The sequence below is a fragment of the Paenibacillus sp. GYB003 genome (assembly GCF_036577625.1).
Classification (GTDB): domain Bacteria; phylum Bacillota; class Bacilli; order Paenibacillales; family NBRC-103111; genus Paenibacillus_AB.
Genome location: NZ_JARBDC010000052.1, coordinates 72,848 through 96,132 on the forward strand (window position 1 = coordinate 72,848; position 23,285 = coordinate 96,132).

Sequence of the window (23,285 nt, forward strand, 5' to 3'; positions counted from 1 at the left end):
CGGATCGCCGGGGCACGGGAGGTGAAGAAACAGTGTCGGATTTGGGACAGCTGCTGAAAAAAGCGCGACTGGACAAAGGAATATCGCTCGATCATCTCGAGGAAATGACGAAAATTCGGAAGCGTTATTTGGAAGCGATTGAAGAGGGCGATTACAAAATTTTGCCCGGCAGCTTTTATGTGCGCGCCTTCATCAAAAGCTATTCGGAATCGGTCGGGCTCGACCCGAACGAGGTGCTGGCCTTGTACGGGAACGCGATTCCGGCACATACGGTCGAAGCGGCGGCGGAACCGATCCGGCGGAAGCGAAACAGCGCGCGGAATACGGAGAAGCTCAGCAAATGGGCGTCCAACATATTGATGCTGTCGTTCATCCTGCTAATTTTGGGCGTTCTGTACTACTTTATCGGCAATTCGTACAAAGGGGACGCCAGCAAGCAGGTCGATCCGAACGAGAAAATAACCGATAAGCTGGCGGAGGATACGGGCGCGTCCGGCGACGCCGGCGGCAAAACGGATGCGGGCAAGCCGCCGATGGCCGGCGGGCAGCAAACAGGCGGACAGGTCGTTCAACAGAATACGGCTCCGCCTGCGACGCCGGTCGTCACGCTGGCGAAGACCGAGAACAATATCGATTATTATACGGTGACGAACGCCGACAAGGTGGACGTCCAGTTGAAAATTATCGGCGAGGAATGCTGGCTGAAGATCGACAAACTCGTGCCGGCCGCCGAAGGACGGAAGCAGGAACGCCAGGAAATCGAGCAGAAGCTTTACAAAAAAGGCGAGACGCGGGATTGGACGTCCGATTCCGGCGTTTTCATGAGAGTCGGCTTCCCGCCGGCGGCCGAAGTGATCGTGAACGGCACGGCGATTTCGCTCGGCACGAAGAAGGATGTCAAGCAAATCCAGATCGATTTGCAGAAGCCGCTCTGAACGGGAGGCAATGTTGACCCCATATGGCGCGAAGCAGACATCCCGTTGGAAGAGGATGTCTTTTTTTCGGGCAGGCGGGTTGTTATAATGAAGCTTGTCGGAAACCGCATTTGATATAGAGAAAGGTGGATATTCAAGCGATGAGTTCGGAAAATTCCTTCGATATCGTTTCCCAGATCGACATGCAGGAGCTGAACAACGCCATCCAGCAGGCGGAGAAGGAAATCGCCAGCCGGTTCGACTTCAAAGGCTCGAAAAGCAGCATTACGCTGGACAAAAACGAGCTTGTCATCGTTTCAGACGACGAGTTTAAACTGAACGGCGTGCTCGACGTGCTTCATTCGAAAATGGCGAAAAGAGGCATCCCGCTGAAAAATTTGCAGTACGGCAAAGTGGAGCCGGCCGCCTCGTCGACGGTTCGCCAGCGGATCGGGCTGAAGCAGGGCATCGACCAGGAAAACGCCAAAAAAATCAACGTGATCATCCGCGATTCGAAGCTGAAAATCAAAAGTCAAATTCAAGGCGATCAGCTGCGCGTCACCGGCAAAAGCAGGGACGATTTGCAAAAGGCGATCCAGCTCATCCGGCAGGCGGATATCCCGCTCGATCTGCAGTTTGTCAATTTCAGGTAACGGCGGGGGCCGCGGCCTTATCCGGTTTTGACACCCTAAAGTCGATTGGTTTATACTTGTGTGGATACAAATGGCCGGAAATCGGATTTGGGGGATATCAGGAATGACAGAAAAAGTAAAAATCGTCACGCTCGGCTGCGAAAAAAATTTGGTCGATTCGGAAATCATGTCCGGACTGATTCACGAGCGAGGATATACACTGGTTGACGATAAAGAGGAAGCGACCGTCATCGTCGTCAATACGTGCGGATTTATCGACGCCGCGAAGGAAGAGTCGGTCAATACGATATTGGATTTGGCGGACCTGAAGGAGACGGCGAATTTGAAGGCGCTCGTCGTATCGGGCTGTCTGACGCAGCGGTACAAAAAAGAGCTGATGAACGAAATGCCGGAAATCGACGGCATCGTCGGCACCGGCGACTTCGATAAAATCGGCGACATTATCGACGAAGCGCTTGCCGGCCGAAAGCCGATTCTGATCGGCAACCCGGCGTTCAATTACGAGAAGCAGCTGCCGCGCCGGATGACGACTCCGCGCTATACGGCTTACGTCAAAATCGCCGAAGGCTGCGACAACGCCTGCACGTTTTGCAGCATTCCGCTCATGCGGGGCAAGTTTCGCAGCCGTTCGATCGAGTCGGTCGTGGGCGAAGTGCGCCAGCTCGCCTCGCAGGGCGTCCGCGAAATCAGCCTGATCGCGCAGGATTCGACCAACTACGGAACCGACCTGTACGACGGCTTCATGCTTCCGGCTTTGCTGAACAAGGTCGCCGAGGTGGAAGGCATCGAATGGGTGCGGCTCCATTACGCGTACCCGGGCTTTTTCACGGACGAGCTGATCGACGTGATCGCGAACAACCCGAAGGTGTGCAAGTATATCGACATGCCGCTGCAGCACAGCGAAGATTCGATTCTGAAGCGGATGCGCCGGCCCGGCCGCCAGCGGGATACGCGTGAGCTCGTCGCGAAAATCCGTTCGCGCATACCCGACGTCGCGCTCCGGACGTCGCTCATCGTAGGCTTTCCGGGCGAAACCGAAGAAGATTTCGCCAATTTGTGCGAGTTTGTGAAAGAAATGCGGTTCGACCGGCTCGGCGTGTTCGCCTATTCCAAGGAGGACGATACGCCCGCTTCGCGCCTGCCGAATCAAATTCCGGACGACGTGAAGGAATACCGGGCGACGGCGCTGATGGAAATTCAGCGCGAAATTTCCCGCGAAGTGATCGGCAAGCGGATCGGCCAGGAGCTGAACGTGCTGATCGAACGGTACGACGGCCGCAACGATGTGTACGTCGGGCGCTCCGAATTCGATGCGCCGGATGTCGACGGCGAAGTATTCGTAACCCGGTGCACGGCTGCCATCGGAGAAATGCAAAAAGTGCGCATCACGCATTCCTTCGAGTTCGACTTGTCCGGGGAGGGAATTGCATGAACCTGGCCAACCGCATCACGTTGGCGAGAATTTTTCTCGTCCCCGTCATCATGTTTTTTTTGCTCGTCAACCTGAACTTGCCGCCGATTCGGATCGAGCAGTTCAGCATTACATACAACCAGATCATCGCGGTGCTCATCTTTATCGTGGCGGCCAGCACGGACAGCTTGGACGGCTATATCGCCCGCAAGCACAAGCTGATCACCAACCTGGGGAAGCTGCTCGATCCGCTCGCCGACAAGCTGCTCGTATCGGCCGTTCTCGTTTCGCTCGTCGACATGGGCAAGCTGGACGCGTGGATCGCCATCGTCATCATCAGCCGGGAGTTCGCGGTCACCGGACTTCGTACGATATGCGCGGCGGAAGGGATCGTGCTGGCGGCGGGCAAGCTGGGCAAATGGAAAACGGCGGCGCAAATTACCGCCATCATCGCGCTGCTCGTCAACAACTTTCCGTTCGCGTTTTTGAACGTTCCGTTCGACTTGATCGCCAGCTGGATCGCGGCTATTATAACCATTTGGTCGGGCATCGATTATTTCGCGAAAAATTGGCACGTCATTCAGTTCGATAATTGATCGTTCCGAGCGCCGCCGAACGTATTAAGCGCGCCGGAAAACGGGGGACAGAACGATGAAAGCGGAAATTATCGCGGTCGGCACCGAACTGCTGCTCGGCCAAATCGTCAATACGAACGCCCAATACATCGCCGCAGGCTGCGCGGGTATTGGGCTTAACGTTTATTATCAGACCGTCGTCGGCGACAACCGCGAACGGCTCAAGCAATCGTTCGGCCTCGCCGCGTCGCGGGCGGACGTCGTCATCGTCACCGGCGGCCTCGGACCGACGCAGGACGACTTGACGAAGGACGCGCTCGCGGAGCTGCTCGGACTGCCGATGTCGATTCATGAGCCGTCGATGGAAAAGATCGTTTCCGTCTTTCGGTCGCGCGGGCTCGACATGGTGAAAAGCAACGAACGGCAGGCGAACGTCTTGGCGGGCTGCACGCCCCTGGCCAACGACAACGGCCTCGCCGTAGGGGTCGCATTGACGCACGCCGGAACGCATTACGTGCTGCTGCCCGGACCGCCGAAAGAAATGAAGCCGATGTTCGACCGGTACGCCGTGCCGTGGATCCGCGCCGTCATGGGCGAGGAGGCGGCGCCGCTCCATTCGAAAATGCTCAAGTTCGCCGGCATCGGCGAATCGAACTTGGAGCACCGGCTGCTCGACTTGATCGAAAGCCAGCAGGACCCGACGATCGCGCCGTACGCGAAAGAAGGCGAAGTGAGCATCAGGCTGACGACCCGCGCGGCTTCCGCGGAGGAAGCGGAGCGGAAGCTGGCGGAAACGGAGCGGGAAATCCGGAGCCGCGTCGGCGAATATTTGTACGCCGACCGGGACGTTCCGCTCGAGCACGAGCTTGTCGCGCTGCTTGTCCGCGCGGGCCGTACGGTCGCGCTTGCGGAAAGCTGCACGGGAGGCACGGTCAGCGAAATGATTACCGCCGTGCCGGGCAGTTCGGCGGCTTACCGCGGCGGCATCGTCTGCTATACGAACGACGCGAAGCGCGAGCTGCTCGGCGTCCCCGCGCACGTGCTGGAGGGCGAAGGAGCTCCGGGCGCCGTCAGCGCGGAGACGGCGTCCTTGCTGGCCGAAGGCGCGATGCAGCGGATCGGCGCCGATTACGCGCTGTCCGTCACCGGCGTGGCCGGTCCGGCCGAATCGGAAGGCAAGCCGGTCGGGCTCGTTTACGTCGGAATCGCCGAGCGGGGCAAGCCTCCGGAGGCGATCCCGCTGCAGCTTTCCGGCAATCGGGACTCGATCCGGCTGAGGGCGGCGAAGCAGGCGCTGTACGCGCTGTGGCGGCGGCTCGTCCGCTAACGCAAATTTGTTGTTGCCGAGGCGGCGCGAATCCCTTATAATGGAAGTATTGGAACGGAAGAACCGTAACAATTGGCCGGCAATGCCTTTTGTTGCGGTTTTTGTTTTGCCGCGCGAACGGGCATCGTACATGCGGCGCGACGCGGAAGGCGAACCTTTTCCCGGACGGGCGGAACCGGGGAGGGCGAACCGTTCGCTTGCGACCGAAAAAAAATGCGAATGTATGTTCGAAAAAACAGTTGGCAAACGGCGGAAAAGCGTGTATGATTAATATCAGAAACGATAAAAGGAAGTGAGTATGTTGTCAGATCGCCGCGCTGCGTTAGAAAATGCCCTTCGCCAAATCGAGAAGCAATTTGGCAAAGGATCGATTATGAAACTCGGTGAATCCACCCACATGCAGGTGGAAACGGTCCCAAGCGGATCGCTCGCGCTCGACCTCGCTCTTGGAGTAGGCGGTTTTCCGCGCGGTAGAATTATCGAAGTGTACGGACCGGAATCGTCGGGTAAAACGACGGTAGCGCTCCATGCGATCGCCGAAGTGCAACGAATCGGCGGACAAGCGGCCTTTATCGACGCGGAGCATGCGCTCGATCCGCTCTACGCCAGCAAGCTCGGCATCAACATCGACGAATTGCTGTTGTCGCAGCCGGATACCGGCGAGCAGGCGCTCGAAATCGCCGAAGCGCTCGTCCGCAGCGGCGCTGTCGACATCCTTGTCATAGACTCCGTCGCCGCTCTCGTGCCGAAAGCGGAGATTGAAGGCGAGATGGGAGACTCGCACGTCGGCTTGCAGGCGCGACTCATGTCGCAGGCGCTGCGCAAGCTGTCGGGCGCGATCAACAAGTCGAAAGTCATCGCCATCTTCATCAACCAATTGCGCGAGAAAGTCGGCGTCATGTTCGGCAACCCCGAGACGACTCCCGGCGGACGGGCGCTCAAGTTTTACTCCACGATCCGGCTCGAAGTGCGCCGCGTGGAAACGCTCAAGCAGGGCAACGACATGGTCGGAAACCGGACGCGGATCAAGGTCGTCAAAAACAAAGTCGCCCCGCCGTTCAAACAAGCGGAGCTGGACATTATGTACGGCGAAGGCATTTCCAAAGAGGGCAGCATTATCGATATCGGGACCGAGATGGACATCGTGAACAAGAGCGGCGCCTGGTATTCGTACGACGGCGAACGGCTCGGCCAAGGCCGCGAGAACGCGAAGCAGTTTTTGAAGGACAACCCGCAAATCGCTACCGTCATCGAGAACAAAATCCGGGAAGCGAGCAATATGTCGCAAGGCGTGCAGCTGCCGGTATCGGACGACGACGAGGACGAGGAAGAGCTGGCGGCATTCGAATAAACGAATTGACGATATGCGGCAGACGATGCACCGACGCGCACCTTTGGGCCATACAGGGTGCGTTTTCGGTTTTGTCTGCGGTTTGCGGCCGGAGACTGCCGGCTTCGGCCCGGCCGCGCGCCGGTTCGAAAGGAGGCCAACATGACCAGCAGCCCGCCATCGATCATAACTTCGGTCGAGCGGCACCGGAGAGCCGCGCATCGCTATCTCGTCTTCGTCGACGGACGATACTCGATGACCGTGCACGAAGACGTGCTGATCAAGCATCGCTTATTCAAGGGCGAGCGGATCGACGAAGACAAAATGCGTCTCGTGGCCGAAGACGAGGAGCGGCAAAAGGCGTGGTCCGAGGCGCTGAAGCAGGTCGGACGGCGCCCCCGCTCGGAGAAGGAAATGCGGCAATATTTGAAGCGGAGAGGCTACGTGCAGACGCTTGCCGACGAGGTCGTTGCGATGCTGAAGGAGCAGCGGTATATCGACGACGCCGATTTTGCCGCGCAGTGGACGGAGCAGCGCATTTTTTCGCAGAAGAAGGGCAAGCGGCTCATCAAGCAGGAGCTGCAGCATAAGGGCGTCGCCCCGGCGACGATTCAAGAGACGCTGAATCAAGTGTCGCCGGAGGACGAAGAACGGCTCGCGTTCGAGCTCGGCCTCAAGAAGTGGAACGTGACGGGCGGCGGCCGGATGGACAAAAAGCGCAAGACGGCCGCGTTTTTGATGCGGAGAGGATATTCCGCCCGGATCGCGGGCAACGTCGTCCGCAAGCTGGCGGACACGTACCGGGACGAGACGGATGGCGACGAAGAGGAGCCTTCGGATTGGTTCGAATAGGCGGCAGTCATGCCGCGGCCGGGCCGATCACGGCGAGCGATTACCGATGAAGCGGGGGATCATGGCGAATGACGAAAACGATTCGATGGGGCATTATCGGCTGCGGCAACGTGACCGAGGTGAAAAGCGGTCCGGGCTTTCAACTGGCGGAACGGTCGGAGCTCGTCGCCGTCATGCGGCGTAACGGCGAGCTGGCGGAAGATTACGCCAGGCGCCATCAGGTGCCGAAATGGTACGACGATGCGGATGCGCTGATCGGCGACCCGGATGTGGACGCCGTCTACATCGCGACCCCGCCGTCGACGCACAAGCCGTACGCGCTGGCGGTCGCCGCAGCCGGCAAGCCGGTGTACGTCGAGAAGCCGATGGCGCTCCATGCGGGCGAATGCCGAGACATGATCGAAGCTTGCCGAGCGGCCGGGGTGCCGCTTTACGTGGCCTACTACAGAAGGGCGCTGCCCCGTTTCCTGAAGGTGAAGCAGCTGCTCGAAATGGGGGCGATCGGCGACATCCGGTTCGTGACGACCGTACATACGAAGAAGCTGACCGAAAATCCGGACGACTTGCCGTGGCGCGTCATTCCGGAGCTGTCCGGAGGCGGCCACTTTTTCGATCTGGCCAGCCATACGCTCGACCTGCTCGACTTTTTGCTCGGTCCGATTCGCGACGCGACCGGGCGGGCCGGCAATCAGGGGAAAGCGTACCCGGCGGAAGACATCGTCAGCGGCACGTACGTGTTCGATTCCGGCGTGCAAGGGACCGGGCTTTGGTGCTTTACGGCTTATCAGGGCGGGGAAGTGAACGAAATCGTCGGCTCCCGCGGCAAGCTCACGTTTTCCACGTTCGGCAGCGAGCCGATCCGGTTGACGACCGCGGAAGGCATCGGCGACTATTCGCTCGAGCAGCCGAAACATATTCAGCAGCCGTTGATTCAGACGATCGTGAACGAGCTGCTCGGTACGGGCGCATGCCCGAGTACCGGCGAGTCCGCGCTGCGCACGGCTCAGGTGATGGACGAGCTGACGAAGCGATAGCGTTGGTGTTGGCGTTGGGATCGAACGGGACAAGCGGGCGATGCGCAAGAAACGGCAGGCGCGGGATCAAGGCGGGCCGTGTCGCGTAAGCCCAATAGCAGAGATCGAGTAGGGCCGGGAGCGAATCCCGGCCTTTTTCCGTAGATTGGACATCGCTAAAGCACTGGAGCGCGAAGTGCGGCTTTCGGTACGGAGACGCCGGTGCCCGCCCGGAAATCGCCAACGGACCGAGCGGACGCGAGTATGGTCCATTTCGTCCCAATCGAACATGTACGGCTAAAGGATGCAGCAAGCAGCGCCTTTTGTTTCCGCGTCCGACGGATCCTAATCCTGCCGGGCCAACTGGATCTGAACGAACGGGAAAACCTCCTGTTCACTTGCTCTCCTAGTGGCGTCGTTTCGAAATACCGGGAGAAGCTCCCGTTAAAAATGGCGCTGGTTCCGCTAGAAGCGCGGTAAGGACGAATGTAGCGGGACGTTTTCCCGTTGTTTTGCCCGGAAACGGGAAACAACCGAAAATAGCGGGAACATTTCCATTTCGTTCCTCGCTCCGCTGCCGTTTCGGCGTGGAAAAAGGTTCGGTTTGTGCAGAAAAGACTGCCGTCGCGCAATCGAGCTACGTCCGTCGCGACCTTCGCTTAAGCGCCAAGCCGGAGCGGGTTTCCCGCTGCCGGCGGCGGGACACGGCGATACCGGCTCGGTTGACCTGCGCCGGCGCCGTCTGGAGTTCGAGCGGGGGGCGAGCATGGGCGGCGGCGGGGCTGGCCCAAGTTCCGAATGTCTAACGGACATGGAGGCCGCTAATGTGCCTCGTTTCGGCCTATTTATTTTCTAACGGACACAGGCGCAGCAATTTTGGCGAAAAGCCCCTTTTGGACGGCGGTTCGGAGCAAATAAGCGCAGGTGGTGTCCGTTACGATTGGAAACGGCCGATTTTCGCGAAATAAGCGCCGTGGCATCCGTTACGTTTCGGAAGCCGACTGTTCGCTCATCCTCGAAATGCGTCGATTAGCCGTTTTTCGTTAGTGTTACCGACAATCGCCCGCCGCATTAATCCGAGTTGAACCGTAGGAATGGTTAGATATAATTCCATTTTGGTTGAAAGATTCAGAATTCGACGATAATTTAGGTGAATTTTTAAGGATTGGACAAATAGATGCTGAAAGAGGCAAACATCTTTATTCCAAAATGAAAGAAAGTAGGTTATAATAGAGCTATCGAGGGATAGGGAGAGATCAGCATGACGAAAAAGACGACGAGACGGAACCGGCTCTGGCCCCTGTTTTGGACCTTTTGCCGCATCGCTCCGATTACGTTCGGCGGGGGCTATGCGATGATTCCGGTGCTGGAGCGCGAGGCGGTCCATAAACGGCGCTGGATTAAGCAGGAGGACGTCGCCGACGTTCTCGCCGTTTCCCAGACGATTCCCGGGGCCGTCGCGCTGAACGCCGCCTCTTTCATCGGCTATCGGGTAGCCGGAGTGGCGGGCGCCGTTGCGGCCGTCGTCGGCATGCTGCTTCCGACCTTTTTGATCGTCATCGGGCTGTCGGCTTTGCTGCTGGCCTTTCGCGACAATCCGAAAGCGGCCGCCGCGCTCCAAGGAATGAAGCCGGCCGTCATCGCGATGATCGTATACGCCGGCTACCGGATGGCAAAGACGGCTCTCGTCGACAAATCGACGATCGCTCTTGCCGCCGCGGCCGTGCTGCTGCTCGTATTGACGCCGCTGTCGCCGATCCTGATCATCGTGTGCGGCGCTTTGGCCGGCATCGGAATCGGCGCCTGGAAGCACAGGCACGGAATCGAAACGTCGCCGCGGCGATATTACGCGGACCCCGACTATTTTATCGGAGACGGAATATAGGAAGAAGACGAACAGGCGGGAGGCTTGCTGGCGATGCTATGGGACATGTTCGTCACGTTTTTGCTGATCGGCTTCGTGTCGGTCGGGGGCGGCTACTCGATGGTGCCGGTCATCGAACGCGAGGCGATTTCGCACGGATGGATGAATGAGCAATCATTTTCTGATATGATTGCTGTAGCGGGAGCAGCGCCGGGACCGATCGCAACGAATACGGCCGTCATGGTCGGCTTTCACGCGGGCGGCTTTCCCGGCGCCGCCGTTTCCGCGATCGGCATGACGCTGCCGTCGCTGTTATTGGTTATCGCGGCCGGCTTGCTGCTGACCAAGGTTCAGCACCATCCTCTAACGGAATCGGCCTTTTACGGCCTCAGGCCGATCGTCGCCGCGTTGGTTTTTTATGCGGCTTACCGGCTCGTGATGGCGGGCGGAGCGGCTTTGGCGATCGACTGGAAAACGGGATGCTCCATCGCCATATTCGCCGGCGCCCTCATCGCCCTGATGCGCTTTCGCGTGCATCCGCTGGCGGTGATCGCGGTATCCGGCCTGGTGGGTGTAGCGCTGTATGCCTAATTTGGAGGAATGGATCCCGAATCGGAAGGCGAAGCAAATTTTCGCCGAAATCCGCAGAAGGGGCGTCGTTTCGAAATTCGACCTGCTCGAATTGAGCGGGCTCACGTCCAGCACGCTGACGCGCATGCTCGAAGAGCTGGCTACGACCGGCTGGATTGAAGAAAGCGGACTCGGTGAATCGTCCGGCGGACGCCGGCCGCTGCTGTACCGGCTGAAGCAGGACCGCGGCTATGTGCTCGGGCTCGATATTTCCCGTTCGACGTCGCGGCTCGTCTTATGCGATTTGCAGCTGGAAAAAATCGACTCCGCCTCCTGGCAGATGACGGAGCGGATGACGCCGGAGCTTCTGATGGAAGAAGTCGTTCGTGCCGTCGGCCGCATGACGGCGGACAAAGGGATCGCGCCGGACCGGCTGCTCGGCCTCGGCATCGGCGCCGTAGGCCCCGTCGATCGCGCCCGGGGAATGATGCTCAATCCGTTATATTTTCCGGCCGAAGGCTGGAACGAAGTGCCGCTCGGCCCGAGGCTCGAAGCGGAGCTGGGCGTTCCCGCGCTGCTCGACAACGGGGCGAATACGGCCCTGCTGGCCGAATATTGGGCCGGCTCGCCGCAGCAGTACCGGCATTTGCTGTACGTGCGCGCCGGCGTCGGCCTTCGCTCGGCGATGATGTCGAACGGCCAGCTCGTCTACGGCGCCGTCGACATGGAAGGCTCCGTCGGCCATATGATTATACAGACGGACGGTCCGCCGCATCCCGAGCGTCCCCATGTTTACGGCTGCCTGGAATCGTTCGTGTCGATTCCCGTTCTGGAGAAGCAGGCGGCGGCGCGGCTGAAGCAGGGAAGGCGAAGCGTGCTGAGCGAATGGGTCGACCGGCCGGACGACGTCGACTACCGGCTGCTGCTGCGGGCTTTGTCCGCCGACGACCGTCTCGCGACCGAGCTGTTTACGCAGGCGGCCACTTATTTCGGCATCGGCTTGTCCAATCTGCTGAACATTTTGCATCCGGAAAAAGTGATTTTGGGCGGCCCGCTCATTACGACGAACGAGCTGTTTTATCAGATCAGCACGCAGGTCGCGCTCAAAAATACGCTGTATTATCCGACGTATCCGGTCACGTTCACGCGCGGCAAATTGTCGGACGACGCGCTTGCCGTCGGGGCCGCCGCGATGGTGGTCGACCGGCTTACGTCATAGCGAAAGACGAAGCGCTTTCTTGTTGCTTGACAACCGCATTTTGCAAAAGCTAAAATGAGGTTGTACATTCCGATTTCGCCGGATTTCGCATTATTTTTCCTTATTGCAGTTTTTTTGCGGCCGATTTCGGCGGAAATTCGCGCGAATCCGTTCACTCCGGACTGTACGACCGGAATTCGATTGTAAAGCGGAAAGCAAACCGGAATAAAAAACCGAATATCCCAAGCTAACCCCTTGGAGGCTTCAACGAGGAGGTGAACAAGATGCTGCACACTGTCATCTGGATCGTCATCGTTCTCGTTGTTGGCGCAATATGCTTTGGGATTGGTTATTTTATCCGCAAGTCCCTCGCCGAGGCGAAAATTTCCAGTGCCGAAGAAGCGGCCCGTCAAATCGTCGAAGCGGCGAAGAAAGAAGCGGACGCGCAGAAAAAAGAAGCGGTGCTGGAAGCGAAGGACGAAATTCATAAACTTCGCGCCGAAGCTGAAAAAGACATTCGTGAACGTCGGAATGAAACTCAACGGCAAGAAAGACGATTGTTGCAAAAAGAGGAAACGCTGGATAAAAAGCTGGAATCTCTGGAGCGTAAAGAGGAGCAAGTCGCCAACAAAGAGAAGCGGATCGACGAGACGCAAGCGCAAATCGATCAGCTGTACCGCAGCCAAGTGGCGGAGCTGGAACGCATATCCGGCCTGACGATGGAAGAGGCGAAGCATATCATTTTGACCTCGGTCGAGCAGGAAGTCCGCTACGAGACGGCGCAGCTGATCAAGGATATCGAGAATCAGGCGAAGGAAGAAGCCGAGAAGAGGGCTCGAGAGGTCATCACGCTCGCGATTCAGCGTTGCGCGGCGGACCATGTGGCGGAAACGACCGTTTCCGTCGTGGCATTGCCGAACGAAGAAATGAAAGGCCGGATTATCGGACGCGAAGGACGCAACATCCGCGCGCTCGAGACGTTGACCGGCATCGACCTCATTATCGACGATACGCCGGAGGCCGTCATTTTGTCCGGCTTCGACCCGATCCGCAGGGAAATCGCGCGGACATCGCTCGAGAAGCTGGTTGCGGACGGCCGCATTCACCCGGCGCGAATCGAAGAGATGGTCGAGAAATCGCGCAAGGAAGTGGACGAACGCATCCGCGAGTACGGCGAGCAGGCAACGTTCGAGACGGGGGTACACGGACTGCATCCGGACCTGATCAAAATTTTGGGCCGGTTGAAGTTCCGGACGAGCTACGGTCAAAACGTGCTGAAGCATTCGATGGAAGTCGCCTATTTGGCCGGTTTGATGGCCGGGGAGCTCGGCGAGGACGTAACGCTCGCGAAGCGGGCCGGGCTTCTGCACGACATCGGCAAGGCGCTCGACCACGAAGTGGAAGGATCGCACGTCGAGATCGGCGTCGAGATCGCCAAAAAGTACAAGGAGCATCCGGTCGTCGTCAACAGCATCGCCTCCCATCACGGCGATTGCGAGGCGACTTCGGTCATCGCGATGCTCGTCGGCGCGGCGGACGCTTTGTCCGCGGCAAGGCCCGGAGCGCGTCGGGAAACGCTGGAGACGTACATCAAGCGGCTCGAGAAGCTCGAAGAAATTACCGAATCGTTCGACGGCGTCGAGAAATCGTACGCGATTCAAGCCGGACGCGAGGTGCGGGTCATGGTTCAGCCGGAAAAGATCGACGATACCGAGGCGTTCCGACTCGCGCGCGACATTACGAAGAAAATCGAAAGCGAGCTGGACTACCCGGGACACATCAAAGTTACCGTCATCCGCGAAACCCGGGCGGTCGAGTACGCGAAATAAGCAAACGAAACCTTTCATAAGATGCGAGAAGTGGCTTAGCGGCCACTTCTCCTTTGCTTTTGCCAGGGTAAAATACGTTCAGCAACAGGGGGAGAGTTCCATTCGCATTTTGTTTATCGGCGATATCGTCGGCGGCTCCGGCCGGAGGGCGGTCAAGACGCTGCTGCCCGAGCTGAAAAAAAAGTACGATCCGGCGTTTATCGTCGTCAACGGAGAAAACGCGGCCGGCGGTCGCGGCATAACGGCGCAAATCGCCAAAGAGCTGTACGATCAGGGCGTACACGGGATTACGCTCGGCAACCATACGTGGGACAATAAAGACATTTTCAACTTTATCGACGACGAGGAACGGATGATCCGGCCGGCCAACTATCCGCCCGGAACGCCGGGCAAAGGCTTTACGGTGCTTCGCAACGCCGCGGGCAAGGAGCTCGTTATCGTCAACGCGATGGGGCGAACGTTTTTGCCGCCGCTGGACTGTCCCTTTCAAACGATCGACGCCATTCTCGACAAGCTGAAAAAGAAGCACAGGTTCATATTCGTCGATTTTCACGCCGAAGCGACGTCGGAAAAAATCGCCATGGGCTGGCATTTGGACGGAAAAGTTTCGGCCGTCGTCGGCACCCATACGCACGTGCAGACGCATGACGAGCGGGTGCTGCCGCGCGGCACCGGCTACGTAACGGACGTCGGCATGACCGGCGCGCGCGACGGCGTGCTGGGCATGGAACGCGAGGCGGTGCTGCAGAAGTTCAAAACGCAGCTGCCGGTCCGGTTTACGGCCGACGAAGGCAGCTGGCAGTTTCACGCCGTCGCGATTACGTTGGACGACGAGACCGGGATGACGCGCAGCATCGAGCTCGTTCGCCGGTTCGAAACGGAAGCCGTGTTCGAGTAATCGAGCGCCCGTGCGCCGGAAATGTGCCGGCCGATCGGACGAATTGCGCGAATTGGCTGAAATTTTAGATTTTAATGGCGGGGAACGGCCGTCGGGTAGAAGGAATTATTCCGGAGCTGCACGAATAGTGTAGTAGTGGAATTCATCCAAACATTCCCGAGGAGGTCTTGCCATGGAAGTATTAAAAGTTTCAGCAAAGTCCAATCCCAATTCCGTAGCCGGCGCATTGGCCGGCGTATTGCGTGAGCGAGGAGCGGCCGAGCTGCAAGCGATCGGCGCCGGCGCGTTGAACCAGGCCATCAAAGCCGTGGCGATCGCGAGAGGATTCGTCGCCCCGAGCGGCGTCGATTTGATCTGCATCCCGGCGTTTACCGATATCGTCATCGACGGGGAAGACCGGACGGCGATCAAATTGATCGTAGAGCCTCGCTAATCGCGGAATTGTTCCATGACGGCCGAATCGGATTGAAAGCTCCCGCGATGGAGCTTTTCTTAACGTTTCGGAACGGCCGAGTTTGCTTACAAATTGCGGACGCACCGCCCTAAAAATGAATCATTCCGGTTTTCCCCGTAAAAGCGACGGTAACGGCTTCGAAGCCGCGTTCTTTTACGGGTTATCGCCATGTCCGCTTGTATAAGCGCTTTCATTATGGATATGCTGATAACAACCGGCCGTACCGGCGTCGTCGACGAAAAGGACGGTGCCATTTTTCGCCATTTGACGATTTTGTGTCAACTCTGCCGAAATCAGAATGCTAGACGTTCAATCGTTCTAATTGCGATATGGATTCGATCTAAAATAACTATGTTTAAAATCTGTGAATTCGCTTGCTTTTTCAGTAGGGAAAGCATAAAATCTTTACGAATGATTAGCATTGCGTAAGGCACGACGCCTCTCGGAACCGGCATTCCGCCGGAAGCGGCCCTTGGACGCGCCGCGGACCGCGCAAGAAAGGCTGCCGCTATCATCCTCTATGTTCATATCGGAACGTTTGCGAGGGCTGTTCATACGGCGTTTGTCTTTTTGGCTGCAGAGAGACGGTTTGCTTTAGTGCTTTAAAGATGAAAAATGTTATCCGAATCGCCTTCAAAACGTTAGGACACAGTTCAAAGGAGTGGACGTTGTGATCGAGCAATTGTCATGGAAAGTCGGGGGGCAGCAAGGGGAAGGGGTCGAAAGCACGGACCGCATTTTCTCTACCGCCCTGAATCGTCTTGGCTACTATCTGTACGGCTATAGACACTTTTCTTCCCGGATCAAGGGTGGACATACGAACAATAAAATCCGTATCAGCACGAAGCCGAAACGGGCGATTTCCGACGATCTGGACATTTTGGTCGCTTTCGACCAGGAAACGATCGATTTGAACGCGCACGAGCTTCGCGCCGGCGGCGTCGTCGTCGCGGACGCGAAATTCAACCCGACGTTACCGGAAGGAATCGACGCGCGACTGTTCCCGGTTCCGATCACGGCGATCGCCGAAGAGTTGGGAACGGCGCTGTTTAAAAATATGGCCGCATCCGGCGCGTCCTGGGCGCTGCTCGGATTGCCGCTCGAAGTATTCAACAAGGCGGTCGAGGAAGAATTCGGACGCAAAGGCGCAGCCGTCGTCGAGAAAAACGTCGAAGCGGTCAAACGCGCGGCCGATTTCGTCATCGAGCTGGCCGGCGGTCCGCTGGAAGAGTTCAAGCTCGCGCCCGCAGACGGCAAACAGAAGCTGTTCATTATCGGAAACGACGCGATCGGTCTCGGCGCGATTGCGGCAGGCTGCCGCTTTATGCCGGCTTACCCGATCACTCCGGCTTCCGAAATTATGGAATATTTGATCAAACGTCTGCCGAAGTTCGGCGGAACGGTCATCCAGACCGAAGACGAAATCGCCGCGGTAACGATGGCCATCGGCGCCAACTATGGCGGCGTGCGCGCCCTTACGGCATCCGCCGGGCCGGGCTTGTCGCTCATGATGGAAGCGATCGGTCTTGCCGGCATGACGGAAACGCCGGTCGTCATCGTCGACACGCAGCGCGGCGGACCGAGCACCGGGCTGCCGACGAAGCAGGAGCAATCCGACTTGAACGCGCTCGTATACGGGACGCACGGCGAAATTCCGAAAATCGTCATCGCGCCGGCTACGGTCGAAGATTGCTTCTACGATACGATCGAAGCGTTTAACCTGGCCGAGAAATACCAATGCCCGGTCATCATTATGACCGACCTGCAGCTTTCGCTCGGCAAGCAATCGTCCGAGCTGCTCGATTACGACAAAATCGTCATCGACCGGGGCAATCTCGTAACCGGAACGGAGAAGCTGGAGGACGGCAAGCTGTTCAAGCGGTACGAATTTACGGAAAGCGGCATTTCCCCGCGCGTGCTGCCCGGCGAAGTTGGCGGTCTGCACCACGTGACCGGCGTCGAGCACGACGAAACCGGCCGTCCGTCGGAAAGCCCGGTCAACCGTCAAAAAATGATGGATAAACGTCTGGCCAAGCTGAAAGGCTTGAAGCTGCCGAACGCGGTCATCGCCGACGCTCCGCACGACAACGCCGACCTGCTGTTCATCGGCATGGGGTCGACGGGCGGTACGATCGACGAAGCGAGAGCCCGTCTCGAGCAAGACGGCATTACGACGAACCATGCGACGGTGCGCCTCATTCATCCGTTCCCTGCGGACGAGGTGGCTGCGCAAATCGCCAAGGCGAAAAAGGTCGTCGTCGTCGAAAACAACGCAACCGGTCAGCTTGCCGACCAAATCAAGCTGCATGTCGGACACGACAAAATCGTCAGCATGCTGAAATACGACGGAACGCCTTTCCTGCCTTCGGAAGTTTATTCTCAGAGCAAGGGGCTGAAATAAGATGGCTACATTAAAAGATTTCAGAAATAATGTAAAACCGAACTGGTGCCCGGGCTGCGGAGACTTCGCCGTCCAAGCGGCCATCCAAAGAGCCGCTGCGGGCGTCGGACTGGAGCCGGAAAATTTGGCGATCGTTTCCGGGATCGGCTGCTCCGGACGTATTTCCGGATATATTAACTGCTACGGCTTCCACGGCATTCACGGGCGTTCGCTGCCGATCGCGCAAGGATTGAAAATGGCCAACCGCGAGCTGACGGTCGTCGCTTCCGGCGGCGACGGCGACGGTTTCGCCATCGGCCTCGGCCATACGGTTCATGCGATCCGCCGCAACATCGACATTACGTACATCGTCATGGACAACCAAATTTACGGGCTGACGAAAGGGCAAAACTCCCCGCGCAGCGCGAAAGGGTTCGTCAATGCGAAATATACGCCGCAAGGCTCGATCGAGTCCGAGCTCGCTCCGCTCGAAATGGCGCTGGCCGCCGGCGCGACGTTCGTGGCGCAGTCGTTCTCTAGCAACCTGAAGCAGCTGACGCAGGTGATCGAGGAAGGCATGAAGCACAAAGGCTTCTCCTTCATCAACATTTTCAGTCCTTGCGTAACGTTCAACAAAACGAATACGTACGAATGGTTCAAAGAAAACATCGTCGATCTCGAGCAGTTCCCGGATTACAATCCGAACGACCGCGTCATGGCGATGACGAAAATTATGGAAACGAACGGCATGCTGACCGGCATTATTTACCAAAACAAAGAAAAGCAAAGCTACGAGCAGATGGTTCCGGGCTTCAAGGAGGAAGCACTCTCCAAGCAAAACTTGAAAATTACCGAAGCCGAATTCGAGAAGCTCGTCGCCGAGTTCAAATAATCGTCATACAATAGTCAAGGCATGTGACGCCCGTCACATGCCTTTCCTTTTTGTTTCGGGTATAATGAGAACAGACCAAACCATCGGCCAAAGGAGCGATCAGCATGAACGCGAAACCGGTTCCGGTCGGCGTATCCGCCCGCCATATCCATTTGACGAAGGAACATATCGCCGCGCTGTTCGGCGAAAACTACGAATTGAAGCCTCTGAAGCCGCTGTCGCAGCCGGGCCAGTATGCCGCGGAAGAAACGGTGGCGATCGTCGGGCCGAAGGGCCGTTTCGATAAAGTGCGCATTTTGGGTCCGGCGCGAAGCGCTTCGCAGATCGAAATATCGAAAACGGATTCGTTTCAGCTCGGCGTCGCCCCGCCGGTACGCGAATCGGGAAAAATAGACGGTACGCCCGGCATGATCGTCCAAGGTCCGGCCGGCCGAATTACGCTGGAGCGGGGCGTCATTATCGCCGCCCGCCATATTCATTTCCATACGGACGAAGCCGCCGCCTGGGGGATCGCCGACAAACAGCCGCTTCGCGTCAAGGTCGAAGGCGAGCGTTCCGTCGTGTTCGAGAACGTGATCGCCCGCGTTTCCGATCATTACGCGCTCGACATGCATATGGACACGGACGAGGCGAACGCAGCCGGCGTGTCGACAGGCGATAAGGCTTACATATTGGACGATTGACCGACGAACGCTGCGATCGGTCTTTCCTTTTTTGTCAGCGAAACTTTTTGTCTTCCGGGGGGGTGTGATGGTATAATGGTATAATGACTGAATGCGGAAAGGAGCTGCTGCACAAGTGAAAGAGCTACCGACCCAAACCATCGGGAAGCAAGCGAAGTCCGACAAGGACTATTCGATATATTTCCAGTCGCCGTCGCTGAAGGACGCGAAAAAGCGCGGCAAAGAAGAAGTATCCGTCCGTTACGAATCGGCCATTCCCGACGATATGAAGACGATCGGCGAAGGGAAACGGTATTTGATTCGTACGTACGGCTGCCAAATGAATGAGCACGATACCGAAGTGATGAAGGGCATGCTCGAGGATATGGGCTTCGAGGCGACGGAGGACAAGCGCGACGCCGACGTCATTTTGCTCAATACGTGCGCCATCCGCGAAAACGCCGAAGACAAAGTGTTCGGCGAGCTCGGCCATCTGAAGACGCTGAAGCAGGAAAAGCCCGGCCTCATTCTCGGCGTCTGCGGCTGCATGTCGCAGGAAGAGACGGTCGTGAACCGGATTATGCAGAAGCACGCGTTCGTCGATATCATTTTCGGGACGCACAATATTCACCGGCTGCCGGTGCTGCTGAAGGAAGCGTATTTCAGCAAAGAAATGGTCGTCGAGGTTTGGTCCAAGGAAGGCGACATTATCGAAAATTTGCCCAAGAAGCGCGAAGGGATGAAAGCTTGGGTCAACATCATGTACGGCTGCGACAAGTTTTGCACGTACTGCATCGTCCCGTACACACGGGGGAAAGAGCGGAGCCGCCGTCCGGAAGACGTGCTCGCGGAAATTCGCGATTTGGCGCGGCAGGGCTTTAAGGAAATTACGCTGCTCGGCCAAAACGTCAACGCTTACGGCAAAGATTTCGCCGATATCTCGTACACGTTCGGCGACCTGATGGACGACGTGCGCAAAATCGATATTCCGCGCATCCGCTTTACGACCTCGCATCCGCGCGATTTCGACGATCGTTTGATCGAGGTGCTGGCGAAGCGCGGCAATTTGGTCGAGCACATTCATTTGCCCGTCCAATCCGGCAGCACCGAGGTGCTCAAGCGGATGAGCCGGAAATATTCGCGCGAGCATTATTTGGAGCTGGTAAGCAAAATCAAGCGGGCGATTCCGGACGTCGTGCTGTCGACCGACATTATCGTCGGGTTCCCCGGCGAGACGGAGGAGCAGTTCGAGGAAACGATGTCGCTCGTTCGCGAGGTCCGCTACGATTCGGCGTTCACGTTCATTTATTCGCCGCGCGACGGCACGCCGGCCGCCGCCATGGAGGACAACGTGCCGGACGAAGTGAAAAAAGATCGACTGAAGCGGCTGAACGACCTGATGGCGACCATCAGCAGGGAGCAAAACGAGCTGCTGCGCGGGCAAACCGTCGAAGTGCTCGTCGAAGGCGAAAGCAAAACGAACCCGGACGTGCTGTCGGGCCGGACGAGAACGAACAAGCTCGTCCATTTTCAAGGTTCCAAGGAATTGGCGGGCCGGTTCGTGCACGTCACGATCACGGAGCCGCAAACGTGGCTGCTGAAAGGCGAGCTTGCCGTCGCCCAGCCGGCCAAAGTCGTTTAGCGGCGAAACGAATCAAGCAACCGACGGACCGAACATTGGCGTAGGAGTGGATAACGGATGGCAAATACGCAAGGAGCGCATGCGCATCATCACGAGCATGGGCATGAATGCGACATTCACGACAACATGGAGAAATATACGGCGACGGAGCTGATCGTCCGCGACGATATTATGGAGAAGGCGAAGGAGCTGGCGGCGCTGATCTCGACCTCCGACGAGGTGCAGTTTTACCGGCAGGCCGAGAAGCAGGTGCAGGCGAACGCGGAAATTCAAGAGCTGATCAAGCTGATCAAGAAGCGGCAAAAAGAAGTCGTCGCCTTCGAAACGTTCCAAAACAAAAAGATGGTCGATAAAATCAACGGCGAGCTCGAGGAGCTTCAGGACAAGCTGGATCAGTACCCGATCGTTTCCCAGTTCAAGCAGGCGCAGGAAGATATCAACTATTTGCTGCAGCTTGTCGTAGGCGTCGTACGCGACACCGTAGCGGAAAAAATACAGGTCGAGGATGCGGCTCCGGTCGTCGAATCGAACTGCAGCGACTGATTAAGCGGGGCGGAATTCGCAGCGGCCCGCGAGCGGCAAACGGCGTACAATGTTTTACGAGCGGCTTACGCGTAAAGCATTGTACATTTTTTTTACGCGATCCGGCGTTCATACGAGGGGGCTGGCGGGACGGATGATATGGTTCGTGGTCAACCGGATGTCGGGCAACGGCAGAGGGATGAAGGTGTGGCGGCAAGTCGAGCGCGTACTGGACGAAAGACGGATCGAGTACGGGCATCGCTTTACCGAAAGGCAAGGACACGCCGGCGAGCTGGCGCGTCAGCTATCCGAACAACCCGGTACGACCGCCGTCGTCGCCGTCGGAGGCGACGGAACGGTTCACGAGACGGCGAACGGCTTGGCCGGCTCCCCCGTGGCGGTCGGCTGCATTCCGGCCGGTTCGGGGAACGATTTTTGCCGCAGTCTCGGCATACCGGCGGCGTGGGAGGAAGCGTTGGAGCGAGCGCTGGCTCTCGACCGCAAGCGGATCGACGCGGGCATCGTGAACGGACGGCTATTCGTCATATCGGCGGGGATCGGCTTTGACGGCGACGTCGCTCTGTACACGAACCGGTCCTGGTACAAAAGGTGGCTCAACCGGCTCGGCGTCGGCAGCTTGTCGTACGTCGTCACCGTGCTGCGTCTGCTCGTATCGTACCGGCCCTGCGAGATCGAGCTCGACGTGGACGGGGTTCGTTCGGTTCATAGCGGCGTATGGCTGCTGGCCGCGGCAAATATGCCGTATTACGGCGGCGGCATGAAAATATGTCCGGAAGCCCGGCACGACGACGGGATTTTGCACCTATGCCTCGTAACGAATATCGGCCGGCTCGAGCTGCTTCGTTTTTTTCCGCGCGTCTTTCAAGGAACGCATACGGCGCATCCCTCGGTTACGATGCTGTCCGGCCGCCGCATCCGGATCGCCGGCTCGTCCCCGATGACGATACACGCCGACGGCGAATACGGGGGAACGACGCCGGCCGACATCGAGCTGCTGCCGGAGCGGCTTTACGTCTTATGACGGAATTGCATCGCGAAAGGAGAAGCCGACATGGTGAAAGTGCTTTTCGTTTGTTTGGGCAACATATGCCGATCGCCGATGGCGGAAGCGGTGTTCCGCCGTCAAGTGCGCGATGCCGGGCTGGAAGCGCGGATCGAGGTCGATTCGGCCGGAACCGGCGACTGGCATGTCGGGCAGCGTCCGCATGAAGGGACGCGCAAGCTGCTGGAAAAGAAAGGGATCGATTGGAAAGGCATCGTGGCGCGGCAGGTGACGCAGGGCGATATGCGGCGATTCGATTATATCGTGGCGATGGACGGCAGCAATTTGCAAAACTTGCGTGCCATAGCCGGATATGCGGGCTCGAGGCCGGGAGACGGCGAAGGCTCCGGGGCGGAGCCGAAGCTGATTCGGCTGCTCGATCTCGTGCCGGAGACGAAGCTGGAGGATGTGCCGGACCCGTATTATACCGGCAACTTCGAGGAAGTGTACGAGCTGGTCGAAGCCGGCTGCGCGGCATTGCTGCGCACCATTCGAGCGGAACTGCCGGCATGAGGGGACGGCGGCGGGTGCCGTTTACCGGAACCTGCTGAAGGCTGACGCGATCGGCGCGATCGGCGGCAGGACGCTGAGTGCCGCCGGCTTCGGGCAAAAAGGCGGAGAGCGGTATTCGACAGACGTTCGGCTTAGGCCTCGGCGTTGTCGCGGTTCAGTATAAAAATCGACCAGGGAAGCAGCGTTTGAAAACAGCTCCACACCAGGTAAGGCATAATCAGCCAAGCCGCAAGCTTGGAATATTGGACCGTTTCCACCGCGAGCCAGCAGGCGGAGGCGGCGACGGCGAAGCTGGCGATAAAGCCGGGAAACAGCTTTTTTTGCTTGCATTCGAAATAGCGGGACAATTGGCTGCAGCCGTAATTGACCGCAAGCGCCGTCAACCAGGCCGGCGCGATGTCCTGGAACGCGTCCGATCGGCTGTAAACGATCGTAACGGCCGCCGCAACGGCCGCGTAGACGACGCCCCAAACGGCGATGCTCCAACCGGCCGGAGGCGTCCAGGCAGGTTTGTCCAGCCCGGCGTACCAGGACCGGTCGGCCGGCCAAAGCAGGACGGACAATGCGTATAAACCGATCGTCACCAACCATACGATGGCCGAATGCCACATCGAAATTCCTCCTTCGGGCAACTTTCGCTTTTTTACATCATACGCCTGTCTTCCATCGATATGACGACGAAAAAAATCGAAGCGGCCCCGGATCGGTCCGGAGCCGCTCGTT

The 23,285-nt window shown here is 58.1% G+C and carries 22 protein-coding genes; 21 read left to right on the plus strand and 1 reads right to left on the minus strand.

The annotated features are described in order from the left end of the window. Window positions 1–32: 32 nt before the first annotated feature. The 21 genes from PV407_RS17275 (at window position 33) to PV407_RS17375 (ending at window position 22,562) form a co-directional block, all read left to right on the plus strand. Window positions 33–935 carry a helix-turn-helix domain-containing protein gene (locus PV407_RS17275; RefSeq protein ID WP_332091168.1) on the plus strand — a complete coding sequence of 301 codons (903 nt, stop codon included), beginning with the start codon at window positions 33–35 and terminating at the stop codon, window positions 933–935. 140 nt (window positions 936–1,075) lie between these two features. Continuing rightward, window positions 1,076–1,567, plus strand: coding sequence for a YajQ family cyclic di-GMP-binding protein (locus PV407_RS17280; protein ID WP_332091169.1), 492 nt, complete (start codon window positions 1,076–1,078; stop codon window positions 1,565–1,567). Between the two features lie 103 nt (window positions 1,568–1,670). Further along, a complete protein-coding gene (gene rimO, locus PV407_RS17285; protein ID WP_332091170.1) occupies window positions 1,671–2,999 on the plus strand; it encodes a 30S ribosomal protein S12 methylthiotransferase RimO in 1,329 nt (442 codons plus the stop codon). Further along, complete coding sequence (gene pgsA / locus PV407_RS17290; RefSeq protein WP_332091171.1) at window positions 2,996–3,574, plus strand: CDP-diacylglycerol--glycerol-3-phosphate 3-phosphatidyltransferase; 579 nt, start codon at window positions 2,996–2,998, stop codon at window positions 3,572–3,574. The genes rimO and pgsA overlap by 4 nt, the downstream gene beginning before the upstream one ends. 55 nt (window positions 3,575–3,629) lie before the next feature. Beyond that, window positions 3,630–4,880 carry a competence/damage-inducible protein A gene (locus PV407_RS17295; protein ID WP_332091172.1) on the plus strand — a complete coding sequence of 417 codons (1,251 nt, stop codon included), beginning with the start codon at window positions 3,630–3,632 and terminating at the stop codon, window positions 4,878–4,880. A 301-nt stretch (window positions 4,881–5,181) separates the two neighbouring features. Then, entirely contained in the window at window positions 5,182–6,231 is a 1,050-nt protein-coding gene (gene recA / locus PV407_RS17300; RefSeq protein WP_332091173.1) for a recombinase RecA, read from the plus strand. A gap of 141 nt (window positions 6,232–6,372) precedes the next feature. Beyond that, window positions 6,373–7,062, plus strand: a complete 690-nt coding sequence (locus PV407_RS17305) for a regulatory protein RecX (protein WP_332091174.1) — start codon at window positions 6,373–6,375, stop codon at window positions 7,060–7,062. Window positions 7,063–7,130: 68 nt separating this feature from the next. Beyond that, window positions 7,131–8,096, plus strand: coding sequence for a Gfo/Idh/MocA family protein (locus tag PV407_RS17310; RefSeq protein ID WP_332091175.1), 966 nt, complete (start codon window positions 7,131–7,133; stop codon window positions 8,094–8,096). Window positions 8,097–9,336: 1,240 nt separating this feature from the next. Further along, window positions 9,337–9,960, plus strand: coding sequence for a chromate transporter (locus PV407_RS17315; RefSeq protein WP_332091176.1), 624 nt, complete (start codon window positions 9,337–9,339; stop codon window positions 9,958–9,960). Between the two features lie 33 nt (window positions 9,961–9,993). Further along, window positions 9,994–10,530: a chromate transporter gene (locus PV407_RS17320; protein WP_332091177.1), complete on the plus strand. Its 537-nt coding sequence runs from the start codon at window positions 9,994–9,996 to the stop codon at window positions 10,528–10,530. Continuing rightward, complete coding sequence (locus tag PV407_RS17325) at window positions 10,523–11,728, plus strand: ROK family protein (RefSeq protein WP_332091178.1); 1,206 nt, start codon at window positions 10,523–10,525, stop codon at window positions 11,726–11,728. The genes PV407_RS17320 and PV407_RS17325 overlap by 8 nt, the downstream gene beginning before the upstream one ends. A 263-nt stretch (window positions 11,729–11,991) precedes the next feature. Continuing rightward, on the plus strand, window positions 11,992–13,536 hold the full coding sequence (gene rny / locus PV407_RS17330; protein ID WP_332091179.1) for a ribonuclease Y: 1,545 nt from the start codon (window positions 11,992–11,994) through the stop codon (window positions 13,534–13,536). 100 nt (window positions 13,537–13,636) lie between these two features. Further along, window positions 13,637–14,434 (plus strand): TIGR00282 family metallophosphoesterase, encoded by a 798-nt coding sequence (locus PV407_RS17335; protein ID WP_332091314.1) that lies wholly within the window; start codon window positions 13,637–13,639, stop codon window positions 14,432–14,434. A 172-nt stretch (window positions 14,435–14,606) separates the two neighbouring features. Further along, window positions 14,607–14,867: a stage V sporulation protein S gene (locus PV407_RS17340; RefSeq protein WP_006286829.1), complete on the plus strand. Its 261-nt coding sequence runs from the start codon at window positions 14,607–14,609 to the stop codon at window positions 14,865–14,867. Between the two features lie 691 nt (window positions 14,868–15,558). After that, complete coding sequence (locus tag PV407_RS17345; RefSeq protein ID WP_332091181.1) at window positions 15,559–17,289, plus strand: 2-oxoacid:acceptor oxidoreductase subunit alpha; 1,731 nt, start codon at window positions 15,559–15,561, stop codon at window positions 17,287–17,289. A 1-nt stretch (window position 17,290) separates the two neighbouring features. After that, complete coding sequence (locus tag PV407_RS17350) at window positions 17,291–18,160, plus strand: 2-oxoacid:ferredoxin oxidoreductase subunit beta (protein WP_332091182.1); 870 nt, start codon at window positions 17,291–17,293, stop codon at window positions 18,158–18,160. A gap of 104 nt (window positions 18,161–18,264) precedes the next feature. Then, complete coding sequence (gene pduL / locus PV407_RS17355; protein WP_332091183.1) at window positions 18,265–18,843, plus strand: phosphate propanoyltransferase; 579 nt, start codon at window positions 18,265–18,267, stop codon at window positions 18,841–18,843. Window positions 18,844–18,934: 91 nt separating this feature from the next. Further along, complete coding sequence (gene miaB / locus PV407_RS17360; RefSeq protein ID WP_442951673.1) at window positions 18,935–20,464, plus strand: tRNA (N6-isopentenyl adenosine(37)-C2)-methylthiotransferase MiaB; 1,530 nt, start codon at window positions 18,935–18,937, stop codon at window positions 20,462–20,464. 126 nt (window positions 20,465–20,590) lie between these two features. Further along, the gene (locus PV407_RS17365; protein ID WP_332091316.1) at window positions 20,591–21,007 is read left to right on the plus strand and encodes a RicAFT regulatory complex protein RicA family protein; all 417 of its coding nucleotides are present in this window, start codon (window positions 20,591–20,593) and stop codon (window positions 21,005–21,007) included. 133 nt (window positions 21,008–21,140) lie between these two features. Beyond that, on the plus strand, window positions 21,141–22,028 hold the full coding sequence (locus PV407_RS17370; protein ID WP_332091184.1) for a diacylglycerol/lipid kinase family protein: 888 nt from the start codon (window positions 21,141–21,143) through the stop codon (window positions 22,026–22,028). A gap of 30 nt (window positions 22,029–22,058) precedes the next feature. Beyond that, entirely contained in the window at window positions 22,059–22,562 is a 504-nt protein-coding gene (locus PV407_RS17375) for a low molecular weight protein-tyrosine-phosphatase (protein WP_332091185.1), read from the plus strand. A gap of 131 nt (window positions 22,563–22,693) precedes the next feature. Here the strand turns inward: PV407_RS17375 and PV407_RS17380 are convergent, their stop codons facing one another. Further along, window positions 22,694–23,173 carry a tryptophan-rich sensory protein gene (locus tag PV407_RS17380; RefSeq protein ID WP_332091186.1) on the minus strand — a complete coding sequence of 160 codons (480 nt, stop codon included), beginning with the start codon at window positions 23,171–23,173 and terminating at the stop codon, window positions 22,694–22,696. Window positions 23,174–23,285 lie beyond the last annotated feature (112 nt).